Below are 15,572 nucleotides of genomic sequence, written 5' to 3'. Positions count from 1 at the left end.
ATTGAAAATGGGGTGATGCACTCTGGTTTTTGGCATCAATTTGCCTTAACGGCGCATAGTCCGGTGGGCCTAAATCCGGACGCTTATCACATTAAAATACTTAACCCTGAACCGGGTAGCTTTGCTAATAATGATTTGGAACATGCGGATCCCATGGGAACGGATCATGCCCAATTTAGTGAGGGGCTAAAAAAATCGTTGTTTAATTACATGCATGGCATTGGATTAGACATGCCTCTTCAGGAATGGTTCGATTTTAAGATTCCTCGTACACAGATTCCTAAAAACTACGTTAAACGTAATTTAGCGCCAAAACCAGAAGAATTCCCCAAACCCAATGCTAAAATTTGTTGGCTCGGACCCATTCCTTCCATGGAAGAACGCTCGCGCGGTAAGTACATATTGCAAATGAGTTTGGGACGGGACGAAGAGGAATTAATTGTTCCTGAGCAATTGGGTATGTGGCTTGTTGACATATTAGCGCGCATCTCACTTGGTCCTACCAAAACATGGACATTAGAGGAATTCCAAAAGGAGTTTAATCAATCAGGCTTGGGAGATTTTAGAAATTTTTGGGAAGGAGGAATCGTAGAGGAATTGCGGGAAATGGGATTGCTGGTGGTGTAGCAATAAATAAAAAAGCCTCAGATTTCTCTGAAGCTTTAACCAAGTTGGCGGTCCGGACGGGACTCGAACCCGCGACCCCATGCGTGACAGGCATGTATTCTAACCAACTGAACTACCGGACCGTTTGATATTTGGTGGCACAAAATTAGGAAAATTCTACTTGGATACAATAGGTCTTCTAAAAAAATAGTAAAATTAGGCTTTAATTGAGCTAATTGCTTTATCCAATTGAAAATCACGGCTTTGCAAGTTTGCCTAATGAATGGTTATAGATCTAAAAAAAATCAGTTACTCGATATTCTTTATCATTTAATCAAATCAAAAAATCCCTTTTCCCCCTACCTTTGGCAAACCTTGGAGGATTGCCAAAGGTAAGTGAATAATAAAAAGTCATAGAATGCATTTTCCGGCCAATTACGAATATCCAAACGCTCTCTATTTCGCAGAATATCTACAATTTGATACAGATGCGAATCTGTTGGAGGTATTCGACCAACAAACCAAGCAAATTTTAGCTATTTATGAGCCCCTCAAGGAGCAGGAAGCCAACTACGCGTATGCAGAGGGCAAGTGGAGTCTCAAGCAACTCTTAGGGCACATTGTTGATTCGGAGCGGATATTTGCCTACCGGGCCTTGGCGATTTCGCGAGGAGAAATACAATCACTTCCCGGATTTGACGAAAACGAATACATGGATCAGGCGGGCTATGAAAACCAGTCGGCAGAAGCGGTTTTAGCTCAATACAAAACTACTCGCGCAGCGACAATAGCATTAATTCAATCCTTCACGCTAACGCAAGGAAATGCGATGGGCTTAGCGAATGGACAGAAAATCAGCACGCGCGCCTTGTCCTGGATGATCGCCGGACATGAAAAACATCATCTTAACATAATTCAAGCTCGATACTTAGCACATTTTTCTTAATTTCGTCCATGCAATTTTACAAATACCAAGGAACCGGGAACGACTTTATCATCATTGATGACCGAAGCCTAGCGTTTCAACTCGACACTGCAGCGATTGCCCAACTCTGCCACCGCCGTTTTGGCATAGGCGCAGATGGTTTAATGCTCTTGCAAATGGCTGAAGGCTACGACTTCCGCATGGTCTATTTTAATTCAGATGGTACTCCCGGAACCATGTGTGGAAATGGCGGCCGTTGTTTGGTACGCTTTGCCGCAGAACAAGGTATCGTACAAGAAAAAGCACATTTTATTGCGGTGGATGGACCGCATTTGGCTCACATCACTCCTGATACCATATCATTACAAATGCAAGATGTGGCGAATATAGCCCAACATGACGACGACTATTTTACCAATACCGGTTCGCCGCATGTGGTGCGTTACGTCCAACAAGTACAATTCACGGATGTGAAGAACATTGGTGCAGCAATTCGTTATTCAGAAGCTTATCTAGGCCAAAACGGAACGAATGTGAATTTCGCTGAGAAATTAGATCCCCAAACCCTCTTCGTTCGGACTTACGAGCGTGGCGTGGAAGATGAAACCTACTCCTGCGGAACGGGCGTTACAGCAGCGGCTTTGGTATCAAACGCTACCAAAGGCATGAACAGCCCCATTCAAATCAAGACTTTAGGTGGCGAATTAGCCGTGCAATTCGAAGGAAATAGCACCGACGGATACACCCAAATATTTTTAATTGGCCCAGCCAAACACGTTTTTACCGGAGAAATTTAGGATATGACATTTGACGCAACGACCCAAGCAAATATCGACCAATGGTTAAACGGCCCGTACGACGCCGAAACCAAAGGACAAATCCAAGCGATGATCGCAGCCGGCAAACAGACCGCATTGACGGATTCCTTCTACAAATCCCTGGAATTTGGGACGGGCGGCATGCGCGGCGAGATGGGCGTGGGTTGCAACCGCATGAATCAATACACCGTGGGTGCAGCGACGCAAGGTTTTGCCAATTACCTAAACAAATGCCTTCCGGGCCAAAAAATCAAAGTGGCTATCGCCCACGATTCGCGAAATAATTCACCGGAATTTACACGAATTGCAGCAAATATCTTCACAGCCAATGGCATTGAGGTTTACCTCTTCCCTGCTTTGCGACCTACTCCGCAGTTATCGTTCACGGTACGCGAGTTGGGCTGCCAAGCCGGCCTAGTCATCACCGCATCCCATAATCCCAAGGAATACAATGGCTACAAAGCTTATTGGGCAGATGGCTCACAGGTCGTAGCTCCGCATGACAAGAATATCGTGGCGGAGGTGAACGCCATATCAACGGTTGCTGATATCAAATTTGAAGGAAATGATTCCTTATTACACTTATTGGACGAGTCGATTGACACGGCTTATTTGAAAACCATCCAAGCGAATTGTCGGAAACCGGAGGTCATTCAGCGTCAAAAAGACTTAAAAATTGTCTTCTCTCCGATCCACGGAACAGGGATTACCTTGGTGCCAAAAGCATTAGACCTATTAGGTTTTGAGTCGGTGAGCGTTGTGGAAGAGCAAGCGATTCCGGATGGTAATTTCCCAACCGTCGTTTATCCGAATCCGGAGGAAAAAGAGGCGATGACTTTGGCCTTGAATAAAGCCAAAGCGATTGATGCGGATTTGGTTATTGCGACTGATCCCGATGCGGATCGCGTGGGAGCTGCGGTGAAGAACCAACACGGCGAATGGGTACTGTTGAACGGCAACCAAATGGCCAGTTTGATTCTATATTATTTATTGAAAGTAACGGATTTGAAGGGCAATGAATTTGTGGCCAAAACGATTGTGACCACGGATTTGATTGATAAAATGTGTGCGTCCAAAGGCGTCACATGCTACAATACCTTAACCGGCTTTAAATATATCGCGCAGGTTATCCGCGAGTTAGAGGGCAAGGAAAAGTTCATCGGAGGTGGCGAAGAGTCCTACGGCTATTTAATTGGCGATGCAGTCCGCGACAAAGACGCTGTGGCCTCTTGTGCGATGATTGCAGAATTAACCGCTTATGCCAAAGATCAGGGCAAATCGCTGTTCGACTTCCTGGCCGAAATGTACATTGAGAACAATTTCTACTACGAAGGACTCATCTCCTTAACCAAAAAAGGGAAAGTTGGCGCCGAGGAAATCAAGCAAATGATGATCAACCTTCGTTCGAATGTTCCCGCATCTGTGGCTGGATCAAAACCTGTAACGGTTCTCGATTACGAAGGTCTTATTTCAACAGACCTCTTAACCGGAAAGCAAACACGTATTGCCGTTGGCCGTGGCATCGAAGCGTCAAACGTGATTCAACTCATCCTTGCCGACGGATCTAAAGTGTCCGCTCGACCTTCCGGCACGGAACCTAAAATCAAATTCTATGTGTCGGTAAATGCCCCTTTAGCATCTGCCACTGATTTCGATAAGACCTTTGCTTACCTGCAGGAGAAAGTTGGGGTAATTCAGAAGGATTTAGGGTTAGTTTAGAGAGGTGAGAGGTAAGAGGTAAGAGGTGAGAGCATTGCCGTATTTTGAGGCGCTTTTCGCGCCGATTTTCGTAGAGACGCAATACCTCGCGACTAGTCCCTAGGCTAAAGCCTAGGGTAATTAATAAACCCAGACTTTAGTCTGGGGAATCGGCGCGAAAAGCGCCTCAAACTTTGACAAAGCGACGAGCTTTGCCAAAGAAAAAAACAAAGTCCAAAGGGGCTATGCCAACTTAAACTCACTTGTAAAGTGAAATTCAATATCAGGATTATTCGTTTGGTTCATACGAAGAATCCAATCGGAATCCGCCAAGAACACGTAATTTCCATCTTTATCTTGAGCAATGTTTTGCCCTTTTAAACGCACAAATTCTTGTAGTTTTTTCGGGTCTTCGGAGGTAATCCAACAAGCCTTAGTCACCGACATGCCATCAAAGCGACATTTGGCGCCATATTCATGCTCCAAACGGTACTGAATAACTTCATATTGTAAATCTCCCACCGTTCCCACAATCTTGCGATTACCTAATTGAGGCTGCGTAAATAATTGAGCTACACCTTCATCCGTAAGCTGATCAATCCCCTTTTCTAATTGCTTGGACTTCATCGGGTCTAAGTTGATGAGCTCCTTGAAAATCTCCGGCGAGAAGCTCGGGATTCCTTGGTAATTCATAACCTCCCCTTCCGTCAAAGTATCGCCAATTTTAAACGTACCTGTATCATATAAACCAATTACGTCGCCAGGAAAACCTTCCTCCACAACCTCTTTATCTTGGGCCATGAAATTATAGGGATTCGCAAAACGCACATTCTTCTTCAAGCGAATATGTTGGTAAAATGTATTCCGATGAAACACACCTGAGCAAATACGCAAAAACGCAATCCGATCGCGGTGTTTGGGATCTAAATTCGCATGTATCTTAAACACGAATCCAGTAAATTTCTTCTCATTAGGTTCCACCATACGCACGTCGGTTCCACGCGCTTGGGTAGATGGAGCGATTTTGGTGAAAGTGTCCAACAATTCTTGTATGCCAAAGTTATTGACCGCCGAGCCGAAAAACACAGGCGCTAACTCACCGCGTAGATATTCTTCGCGATCAAAAGTTTCGTACACGCCTTCAATCAAATCCACGTCTTCACGTAGCTGATTCGCGTCACGTTCTCCTACGCGCGTATCCAATTCAGGCGTGGCAATATCGACCGAAGCAACATTCTTCTCAATCTTCGTTTTGTTGGCTGAGAACAAGTTCAACGAGCGATCCAATAAATGGTAAACGCCTTTAAAGTTTTGGCCCATATTAATTGGCCAAGTCAAAGGGCGTACGGAAATTTTCAATTTTTGTTCTAACTCATCGAGTAGGTCAAAGGGATTCTGACCCTCACGATCCATCTTATTGATGAATATAATCACTGGCGTCTTCCGCATGCGACAAACTTCCATCAAACGCTCGGTTTGTTCCTCGACACCCTTCACGCAGTCGATGACCAAAATCACTGAATCCACAGCCGTCAAAGTCCGATACGTATCCTCCGCAAAGTCCTTGTGACCGGGGGTATCCAAGATGTTGATTTTTACATCATTATACTCAAATGTCATGACAGAAGTCGCGACCGAGATACCTCTTTGGCGCTCAATTTCCATAAAGTCGGAGGTCGCCCCCTTCTTTATCTTATTCGATTTCACCGCCCCAGCCGTTTGAATAGCCCCTCCAAAAAGTAGCAATTTTTCCGTTAGCGTCGTTTTTCCCGCATCGGGGTGAGAGATGATACCAAAGGTCCGTCGTTTGGCAATTTCCGCGTCAATCTTTTGCATAATGATAAATCAAGGTGCAAAAATACGCCAAAAATATCGCTTAGGCAAAGGCCGTTGTCTCTTTGGCGAAGCTTGGCGCTTTGGCAAAGTTTGAGATCGTAAGAGTACTTGATTTTTCTTGACATAAAAAAACACCCAATAAGTTGTCCAACTTTTTGGGTGCAGTTCAAGTATCGCGTCTCTACAAAAATAATCGGCGCGAAAAGCGCCTCAAACTTTGGCAATCCTGAAAGGTTTGCCAAAGGGGCTTCGCGCTTTGCCAAAGAAAGAACCCATAAAAAAAGCCCCTTCATCAGAGGCTTCTTATTACTCTCTCGTATTCAGATGCGAACGCGGTCGGCCATACACGAAGTACACCACCAACCCAAACACCAACCACGCTATAGCGAAAATCTGTGCCGTCCGACCTAAATTAAAAATCAAAAAGGTATTCACAATGATTCCCAATGGAGCCACAATATTTAATCCAGAAACCTTAAATGGACGATCACGACCTGGATCACGGAAACGTAAAATCCATACCGCCAAACAAACCATCGTAAAAGCAAACAAAGTACCAAAGCTCGTCATATCTCCCAATAAAGAAATAGGGGTCAATCCAGCCACAATCGATACCGCAGCACCTACCAATATCGTCGATTTCCAAGGCGTCTTGAACGTTGGGTGAATCTCAGCAAAAAACTTTGGCAATAAACCATCTTTCGCCATGCCTAAGAAGACACGCGTTTGGCCTAACATCATCACAAGCATCACCGATAGCAAACCTGCCGTCGCCGCTGCCGTAATCACAAAAACCGCCCAAGGCTGACCCGCTACATCAAACGCATACGCTACTGGCGCTTTCAAAGCATCTCCCGTAATGTTTTTGTAATTAAGCATACCGGTTAACACTAACGAAACCGCAATGTACAACACAGTACAAATCAACAAAGAAGCGATAATCGCGAATGGCATATCCTTCTTAGGGTTAATTGCCTCACCTGCCTGTGTAGAAACCGCATCAAATCCGATATAAGCAAAGAAAATCGCCGATGCACCAGAAATAATACCACCCCAACCATATGCTGGCAACATTTCACCACTCTCATGCTCAACCAACGTTTCCTCCGGTATGAAGGGAGTCCAGTTGGCCACATCAATGTAAAATGCCCCCATAATAATCACAAAAAGAATGACAGCTACCTTCAAAACCACAATCATATTGTTCGCACTCGCCGCCTCTTTGATCCCTTTCACTAAAATCCAAGTCACAAACCAGACAATCACTAAAGCTGGCAAATTCACCGCTGCTCCCCCAAATGACACAGGGTCATTCGTTAAATTCGCCGGTAAATGAATCCCAAAGAGATGTAAAAGCTTATTGAAATAACCAGACCACGATACGGCAACGGTCATCGCTCCCATGGCATATTCGAGGATTAATCCCCAACCAATAATCCAAGCAAATAATTCACCTACCGTTCCATACGCATACGCATAAGCGCTACCTTCTACCGGTAACATCGCGGCAAATTCCGCATAACAAAGCGCGGCAAAAATACAGCCGACTCCCGCAATAATAAATGAAAGTGCCAAAGCCGGTCCCGCATGAAAATGGGCTGCTGTTCCTGTTAATACAAAAACACCACCACCGATAATCGCACCGATACCAATAGCCGTTAGGCTCCATTTCCCTAGTACGCGTTTGAGCTCACTTTTTTGCATGTCTTGCTCAAACATGTGCATGGGTTTCTTTCTCCAAATACTGTTGTCCATAGTCAATTAATTTAATGAAAAAGTAAAATGCCGGCCACTCTTTCAAGCAACCGGCATCTGTCCTTATTTCTTTGGTTTAGATGATGTTCCTAAGTCAATTACAATAGGCGCCGCCACAAAAATAGACGAATATGCACCAAACACAACCCCGATAAACATCGCAAACGAGAAGCCACGTAATACGTCACCTCCGAAGATCAACAACACCGTTACTACTAAGAATACCGTTGTTGCCGTCATCACCGTACGTGACATAGTTCGGTTAATGGAACCGTTGATTGTATTAATCATCAATTGTTTATTACCCAAATCTGGATTCACACCAATCTCCTCACGAATACGGTCAAACACAACCACCGTATCATTAATTGAATATCCAATAACAGTCAAAACCGCTGCAATGAATACTTGGTCAACCTCCAATTCAAATCCGAACAAACGAACGATTCCAACCATACCCAATACCACAAAAGTATCATGTAATAAAGCTACAATACCACCTAATGAATATTGCCACTTACGGAAACGAATCAAGATGTAAATAAAGATCGCAATCAAAGCATAGAAGATTGATACAAATGATTGCATCAAAATATCATCCGCAACAGTCGCTCCTACTTTCGACTCAGATACCACTTTGGGAGCAGCTGAAGCAAAATCCTTCAAACCTGTTTCCAATGCCGTACGAACCGTATTGTTTGCCGTAATTGATTCATCTTCAACCAAATATGACGTAGTTACTTTCAATTTTGTATCCCCGTTAAAGGTCTTCACCTCTACCCCTTTTCCTCCAAAATCATCAACCAACGCCGCTTTCACTTTTTCAGTTGATACCGCTTGATTAAACTCAATCACATACGAACGACCTCCTTTGAAATCAACACCTAAGTTAAAGCCACCTTGCATAAACACCACAATCGCTCCAATGGCAATTAAAGACCATGAGAACCAATATGAATACTTACGCTTTCCAATGAAATCAAAGTTCATACCCTTGAATAAATCACGTGAGATGAATGTCTCAAACGTCATTTCCTTCTCCTTACCTGCCTTGATTGCACGTTTTGCCATCCAGTTCACCAACAAGTGGGAAATGTAAACCGCAGAAAATACCGACGTAACCAAACCAATACAAAGCGTCACTCCAAATCCTTTCACAGATCCTGAACCGAAAATGATTAAGATAATACCAATCAAAATCGTTGTAATATTTCCATCCAAAATCGCACTTAAAGCTTTTTCATAACCCACATTAATGGCATCCAACAAACCTTTACCTGACCGCAATTCCTCACGAATACGCTCATTAATAAGTACGTTGGCATCCACCGCCATACCCAATGTCAACACGATACCCGCGATACCTGGCAAGGTTAATGCTGCTTGGATTTGAACCAAAACACCCGCGATAAAGAATACGTTGAAGAACAAGGCCAAATTAGCCATCCATCCTGGAGTTCCGTAATAGCCTACCATGAACACAATAACCAAAACCAATCCCAACAACATGGACATATAACCTTGATTGATTGCCTCCGCTCCTAATGATGGACCTACGAATGCATCTTCCACAATACGCGTTGGCGCTGGTAATTTACCCGCCTTCAATACGTTGGCCAAGTCTTTTGCCTCCTCAACAGTGAAGCTACCCGAGATCGAAGAACGACCACCTGGAATTTCTCCGTTGATAACCGGAGCTGAGTATATATAACCATCTAGTACGATGGCAATGCGCCGACCGATATTCGCGCCTGTCAAGTTTTTCCAAATACGAGCACCTGTTCCATTCATCGACATCGTTACTTCTGCACGACCTGTTTGGTCAAAATCTTGAGCCGCATCCGTGATGACGTCACCTTCCAAAGGAGCCTTTTGGCCTTCTGCTTGTTTCAAAGCCTCCAATGACAAAATCTCATCGCCATTCGTTGCTGGAATACCTTTTGCTGCCCACGCAAACTTTAAATTTGCCGGGAAAAAACCACGCACATCCGCACGACGAAACAAAGCATTAACACGAGCCGTATCTTTGACATACACCCCTATTCCATTTCCTGTTTGAATAAATAATTTCGTTAAAGCAGAACCAGCGGAAGTATCCGCCTTTGCTTTGCCTGCAGAATCTTTAGCCGGAGCCGCTAATTGAGATGCCAACGCATTGCTTGTTGTGTCTTTCGCTGGTGATGCTGCTGGAGCCGCCGCTACTTTCGGAGCTTTCGCCTCACGATCTAAAATAGCACCCAACGCATTTAAGCCAGCACCATATTCGTTCAATTCATAACATTCGACAAACTCCAATTTCGCTGCACCCGACAATAATTTACGTGCACGCTCTGGGTTTTCTACACCTGGTAATTCAACCTGAATACGGTTAGATCCTGGTAAACGTTGGATGTTTGGATTCGCAACACCAAATTTGTCAATACGCGCTTGAATAATCTTGTACACACGGTCAACAGCTCCGTCAATCTCCGCATCAATCACACGCTTAACTTGTGTGTCCGTAGATGTAGATGAAATTTTACCCCGGTTAACTGAATTAGAAAATACAGATGCCAATGTTTGCTTCGGAGCAATACGAGCGAATGCATCGTAAAACAACTCATTGAACGATGACGTCGACGTTGCTTGTGCAGCACTTGCTTCTGCTAAGGCTTTCTCGAAGTTCGGGTCATTCGACTGTCCGGAAAGTGCACGTAAGATTTCAACTGGTGAAACCTCTAATACGGCGTGTAAACCACCTTCCAAATCAAGACCTTTTTGCAACGCATATTGCGTTACCTCTTGTAAGGTATATCCAATATACACAGGTTGCTTCCAAAGGGAATCAATGAAATGTAAACGCTTTGCGGCATCCACTTTGCCATCGGCAGCCGTAGCATACTTAATCGCTTGTTCTTTTAATTGGTTTGACTTCCACGTAAACGAAAGGAAGAAAATACATAGGGCTGAAATGATTGTTGACAGCCAAATAATGGCACTTTTATAACGCATAACTTTAAATTAAATTGTAAATAATAAATTGTAAATATTCTATTGGACGTTAGACGTTGGACGTTAGACCTTATTTGACTGACGCACTAGTGACTAGCGACTGACGACTAGCGACTGTACCTCAGGGCGCCAGTGTGGCTATAAATTGAGTTAATAAGATGCGCATGAATTGCGTCCGATGAATAACAGATGGCAATTTAATGGCTAATTGAGGGGCTTGCACCGAGAAAATTTGCACACTCGGGAAGACAAAATCCTGCGGAAAATCGACATTCGTACTTGAGCTAACTTGATACACATGTTGCTCAGCAACTTGAAACGTCTTTTGATTTTTTTCAGTTTTTATCTGCGCATCGTCTGTTTTTACCAAAGAAATTGGCTTTGCCACGAGCCAAAACAGCACTGGTATAAACAAAAACAACTGAAAAAATTGAATCTTCTTTTGCATGATAGGCGACAAAAATAGGATAATTTTCTCAGAAATCAATTGCAATGGGAATTTTCGTAAATTTGACTTTCCAAAATTCGCCATGTTCAATTATTTAGAGCCAACCTACATACACGCTTTTATCCAATCTGCCTTGGCAGAGGACATCAGTAGCGGGGATCACACCTCCCTTTCTACTGTTCCTAGGGAAGCGTCAGGAACAGCTCAATTGCTCGTAAAAGATCGTGGGGTATTAGCCGGCGTGGAATTAGCTTTGGCGATTTTTAAGGAAGTTGACCCCATGTTAGCTGTGCAAGTTTTCATCCACGATGGCACCTGGATCGAACCAGGCCAAGTGGTTTTGGAAGTCAATGGTTCTTCCCAATCTATCTTAAAAGCAGAACGTTTGGTATTGAATTGCATGCAACGCATGTCGGGCATCGCCACATACACGCGTTCATTAGTATATATCTTAGAAGGGACCCGTGCCAAATTATTGGATACACGCAAGACGACGCCCAACTTCCGTTTAGCGGAAAAATGGGCCTGCAAAATTGGAGGTGCTGTGAATCACAGATACGGTTTGTTTGACATGATCCTCATCAAAGACAACCACATTGACTTTGCAGGTGGAGTAAAAGCGGCTTTAGAAAAAGCATTTATATATAACGCATCCTTACCATCGCCCTTGTCGATTGAAATCGAGGTGCGCAACGAGGATGAATTAGATCAAGTAATGGCCACCGGTGGCGTCCAACGAATCATGTTGGACAATTTCAGCCCTGAACGCCTCCGCACAGCGATCCGGAAAATTGACGGCAGGTTCGTCACCGAAGCATCTGGCGGAATCAATGAAAAAACGCTCCGCGCCTATGGCGAAACGGGAGTTGATTATATCTCTGTAGGTGCCCTAACGCACCAAGTGAAAAGTTTAGACCTTAGCCTGAAAGCGAAATGAATTTAATAGACGAAGCCAAATCCGTTGGGTACATTGCCCGCTCTACCCCAAAAGGCATCGAGTTAATCACAGAAATCCAGCGCCTAAAAAAGGAAAAAAACGCAGTGATTTTGGCGCATTATTATGTAGATGGGGAGATTCAAGAATTGGCTGATTTTGTTGGCGATTCACTCGGATTATCCCAAGCGGCTGAAAAAACGGAAGCGGATTTCATTGTTTTTTGTGGCGTTCATTTCATGGGCGAAACAGCTAAAATCTTGAACCCATCTAAAAAAGTGGTGGTTCCCGATTTTAACGCGGGATGCTCGTTGGCCGATTCAGTTCCCGTAGCTGAATTTGCCGCATTGAAAGCAGCGCATCCAGATGCGATTGTAGTTTCGTACATCAACTGCTCTGCTGAAATAAAGGCGATGACCGACATCATTTGTACCTCTTCCAATGCGGTTCAAATCGTCGAGTCTATTCCAGTAGACCGTGAAATCATCTTTGCGCCGGATGCGAATTTAGGTCGGTACGTAGCCCACAAAACAGGCCGCGATTTAATTCTTTGGGAAGGGGCTTGTATGGTGCATATTGATATTTCTTTAGAGAAATTAGCTGTTTTAAAGCAGGAATACCCAGATGCTTTGTTAATCGCCCACCCGGAATGCAAGGAGGTTATCCTAAAAGAAGCAGACTATGTGGGATCGACAACAGCCTTATTGAAATTCGTAGAAACTTCCCCGAACGCTACCTTCATTGTAGCAACCGAAGCGGGAATCCTACACAAAATGAAGCAAGCTGTACCGCACAAGCATTTGATTCCGGCGCCGGCCAACGAGCAAAATACGTGTGCTTGCTCCGAATGTCCTTACATGAAAATGAATACGCTCGAGAAGTTGTACAATGCCTTGTACTACGAACTACCTGAGATTCATTTAGAAGAATCAATCCGAATCCCGGCCTACAAGGCAATGAAAAAGATGTTAGAAATTTCCGCCTAGTAGAGACGCGAGGTGCGAAGTCGCTTTGGCAAACCTTTTAGGATTGCCAAAGTTTGAGATGCGCAGCATCGATTCATAAATCTGGGATTAAACATCAGACTGAAGTCTGGGGAAATCGGCGCAGAAAAGCGCCTCAAACTTTGGCAATGCTGTAAGCTTTGCCAAAGAAAAAAAAGACGTGAAGTATCTCGTCTGAGCAAGCTTTACCAAAGTGACTAACGTCCAACGTCTAAAGTCCAATGTCTGTAAGACGCGAGTATCGCGTCTCTACATGTCTAGCTCAAACATCGCCTCAATCTCCACCGGAATGTTATCCGGTAAAGTGCCCATACCTACCGCGGAACGAACACCAATACCATTTTCCTCCCCCCACACTTTAGCGAATAATTCTGAACAGCCATTAATCACATACGGATGACGCAAGAAATCATCCGTCGCATTGACCATGCCTAATACTTTAATGACACGTTTTATGCGATTCAAAGAGCCCAATTGAGCCTTTAGCGTCGCCAATATAGTCAATCCCACTTGTTGGGCCGCTAACTTCCCCGCCTCAATGTCCAACTCGGCGCCAATCCGCCCAATGATCAAAGACGCATCCGGCAGCACAGGTCCATGACCTGAAACATAATAGAATTCGCCCACTTGTAAACCGGGTTTGTAAACGCCTAAGGGTTTTGGTGCAGGTGGCAAAACAAGGCCTAAGGCCGCAAATCTTTCTTCTGGAGTACTCATGATTTGGTATGTAATTGTCTAATAATTTCAGCGATTAGTCCGGTCCAACCGGTTTGATGATTCGCTCCTAAACCTTTCCCCGTATCCCCATCAAAGTACTCAAAGAACAAATGGGAATCATCATGCAATTTCTCATGCCCATCGTACATTGGAATGACTCCTTTTTCGTTGGGAATGAACATGGCCAATAAACGCCTAGATACCCCTTCTGCGGCATCTTTGATGTTCATCATTTCGCCTGAATTAGTCGGAAATTCTACCTCATAATCCGTACCATAATATTCCGAAAACTTACTCAAGGAATCTAAAATTAAATAATTCATTGGGAACCAAATAGGTCCGCGCCAATTGGAATTTCCACCAAACATACTTCCCGTAGACTCCGCTGGCGTATAATCTACTTGCAAAGTCCCCCCATCAAAAGCAAATTTATATGGATGCTCCTTATGGTATTTGGAAAGCGAACGAATCCCAAAATCAGATAAAAATTCCGTCTCATCAAACATCCGCTTCATAATCATCTTCATCCGATGTCCACGTAAAATTGACAACAAACGCGTCTCCCCTTTTCCTGGTTCGTACCAGCGCGAAATCAATCCAGCTAAATCAGGGCGGTTGTTCAATACCCATTCAACACGGCGTTTAAAGGCAGGCAATTTTTCGAGCATTTCCGAGGTCAACACCTCAACCGCAAACAAAGGAATCAAACCCACCATCGAGCGAACTTTGAGCAACTCCGCACTTCCATCTTGCTTGTGCAACATGTCATAATAAAACTGATCATCTTCATCCCACAAATTCAATTTATCCCCACCGATTGTCTGCATAGCACCCGCAATGTGTAAAAAGTGCTCGAAAAATTTGGAAGCCATGTCCTGATAAACCGGATTTTCAATCGCAATCTCACACGCAATGCGCAACATATTTAGGCTATACATGGCCATCCAACCCGTCCCATCAGCTTGTTCTAGGTGACCGCCGGTAGGTAATTGCGCCGACCGGTCAAATACCCCAATATTGTCCATCCCCAAGAAACCACCACCAAAAATATTATCCCCTCCCTCGTCCTTTAAATTTACCCACCAAGTAAAATTGAGTAATAGCTTATGAAAAATCCGCTCCAGGAAAACGACGTCTCCTTTGCCATTCATTTCCTTATCAATCTCATATACCTTCCACGTCGCCCACGCATGCACGGGCGGATTTACATCGGAGAAAGACCACTCATAGGCAGGAATTTGTCCATTCGGGTGCATGTAATATTCTCGGAGAATAACGGCTAGTTGGCGTTTCGCAAAATCTGGATCCAACCGTGCTAAAGGCAAGGTATGAAAAGCCAAATCCCAAGCTGCAAACCATGGGTATTCCCATTTATCTGGCATGGAGAGAATATTCGCCGCATACATGTGGCGCCATGTATTATTACGACCGATTTTACGTGAAGCATCCGGTTTAGGCATAGCAGGATCACCTTTTATCCATTCGAACACATTGTAATAATACCACTGTTTGGTCCACAACATACCTGCATAGGCTTGTCGCTGTAGATTCTTTAAGTTTTCATCCTGAATTCCAGGCTGTAATTCCGTGTAAAATTCATCAGCTTCGCGCTTTCTTTGATCAAAAATTTGATCAAAATCAACAAATGGCTCACGCAAGGTTAGATTTGTCAAACGCAGGCGATACACTTTTGTGCCACCAGCTGGAATCTTATCCGCATATTTAACGGATGCCTTCGTTCCAATGTGATTCGGATTTACCGCATGCTTGTGTTTATTGACAATGAAATCATTAATGCCATCTTTGGTGAAATGGGACAAATTGGGAGAACCATGTAAAC

Annotated in this window: 11 protein-coding genes, 1 tRNA gene and 1 pseudogene; 6 read left to right on the top strand and 7 right to left on the bottom strand. The window is 44.1% G+C overall.

The window, feature by feature from the left end; all coding sequences use genetic code 11:
* Positions 1-627: pseudogene (locus tag AC1W6K_RS11060) on the top strand (radical SAM protein); the annotation flags it as partial.
* A 45-nt stretch (positions 628-672) separates the two neighbouring features.
* Here the strand turns inward: AC1W6K_RS11060 and AC1W6K_RS11055 are convergent.
* Positions 673-749: transfer RNA gene (locus tag AC1W6K_RS11055), tRNA-Asp, on the bottom strand.
* A 275-nt stretch (positions 750-1,024) separates the two neighbouring features.
* On the opposite strand from AC1W6K_RS11055, the gene AC1W6K_RS11050 reads away from it, so the two are divergent.
* The 3 genes from AC1W6K_RS11050 to AC1W6K_RS11040 are packed head-to-tail and all read left to right on the top strand — an operon-like array spanning position 1,025 to position 4,068.
* Positions 1,025-1,552, top strand: coding sequence for a DinB family protein (locus AC1W6K_RS11050; protein ID WP_481947534.1), 528 nt, complete (start codon positions 1,025-1,027; stop codon positions 1,550-1,552).
* 8 nt (positions 1,553-1,560) lie between these two features.
* The gene (gene dapF / locus AC1W6K_RS11045; RefSeq protein ID WP_481947533.1) at positions 1,561-2,328 is read left to right on the top strand and encodes a diaminopimelate epimerase; all 768 of its coding nucleotides are present in this window, start codon (positions 1,561-1,563) and stop codon (positions 2,326-2,328) included.
* A gap of 3 nt (positions 2,329-2,331) precedes the next feature.
* Positions 2,332-4,068: a phospho-sugar mutase gene (locus AC1W6K_RS11040; protein WP_481947532.1), complete on the top strand. Its 1,737-nt coding sequence runs from the start codon at positions 2,332-2,334 to the stop codon at positions 4,066-4,068.
* Positions 4,069-4,290: 222 nt separating this feature from the next.
* Here AC1W6K_RS11040 and AC1W6K_RS11035 read toward each other — a convergent pair whose 3' ends face one another.
* The 4 genes from AC1W6K_RS11035 to AC1W6K_RS11020 all read right to left on the bottom strand — a co-directional run bounded on the left by AC1W6K_RS11035 (position 4,291) and on the right by AC1W6K_RS11020 (position 11,161).
* The gene (locus tag AC1W6K_RS11035) at positions 4,291-5,883 is read right to left on the bottom strand and encodes a peptide chain release factor 3 (protein WP_481947531.1); all 1,593 of its coding nucleotides are present in this window, start codon (positions 5,881-5,883) and stop codon (positions 4,291-4,293) included.
* 306 nt (positions 5,884-6,189) lie between these two features.
* Complete coding sequence (locus tag AC1W6K_RS11030; RefSeq protein ID WP_481947530.1) at positions 6,190-7,638, bottom strand: APC family permease; 1,449 nt, start codon at positions 7,636-7,638, stop codon at positions 6,190-6,192.
* 63 nt (positions 7,639-7,701) lie between these two features.
* Positions 7,702-10,629, bottom strand: coding sequence for a protein translocase subunit SecDF (gene secDF, locus AC1W6K_RS11025; protein ID WP_481947529.1), 2,928 nt, complete (start codon positions 10,627-10,629; stop codon positions 7,702-7,704).
* A gap of 121 nt (positions 10,630-10,750) precedes the next feature.
* Complete coding sequence (locus tag AC1W6K_RS11020) at positions 10,751-11,161, bottom strand: hypothetical protein (protein WP_481947528.1); 411 nt, start codon at positions 11,159-11,161, stop codon at positions 10,751-10,753.
* Here AC1W6K_RS11020 and nadC point away from each other — a divergent pair.
* Entirely contained in the window at positions 11,160-12,014 is an 855-nt protein-coding gene (nadC, locus tag AC1W6K_RS11015; protein WP_481947527.1) for a carboxylating nicotinate-nucleotide diphosphorylase, read from the top strand. The two genes, AC1W6K_RS11020 and nadC, sit on opposite strands and share 2 nt — an antisense overlap.
* On the top strand, positions 12,011-12,997 hold the full coding sequence (nadA, locus tag AC1W6K_RS11010; RefSeq protein WP_481947526.1) for a quinolinate synthase NadA: 987 nt from the start codon (positions 12,011-12,013) through the stop codon (positions 12,995-12,997). Before nadC ends, nadA begins: the two co-directional genes overlap by 4 nt.
* A gap of 267 nt (positions 12,998-13,264) precedes the next feature.
* On the opposite strand, the gene AC1W6K_RS11005 is transcribed toward nadA, so the two are convergent.
* Together AC1W6K_RS11005 and AC1W6K_RS11000 are read right to left on the bottom strand one after the other, a co-directional pair.
* Positions 13,265-13,732: a RidA family protein gene (locus tag AC1W6K_RS11005; RefSeq protein WP_481721799.1), complete on the bottom strand. Its 468-nt coding sequence runs from the start codon at positions 13,730-13,732 to the stop codon at positions 13,265-13,267.
* Positions 13,729-15,572, bottom strand: a 1,844-nt coding sequence (locus AC1W6K_RS11000) for an MGH1-like glycoside hydrolase domain-containing protein (RefSeq protein WP_481947525.1), incomplete at its 5' end; no start/stop codon positions are given. The genes AC1W6K_RS11000 and AC1W6K_RS11005, both read right to left, overlap by 4 nt.

The sequence above is a fragment of the Aquirufa sp. genome (genome assembly GCF_964796385.1).
This window is presented reverse-complemented; position numbering and strand designations above follow the sequence as displayed.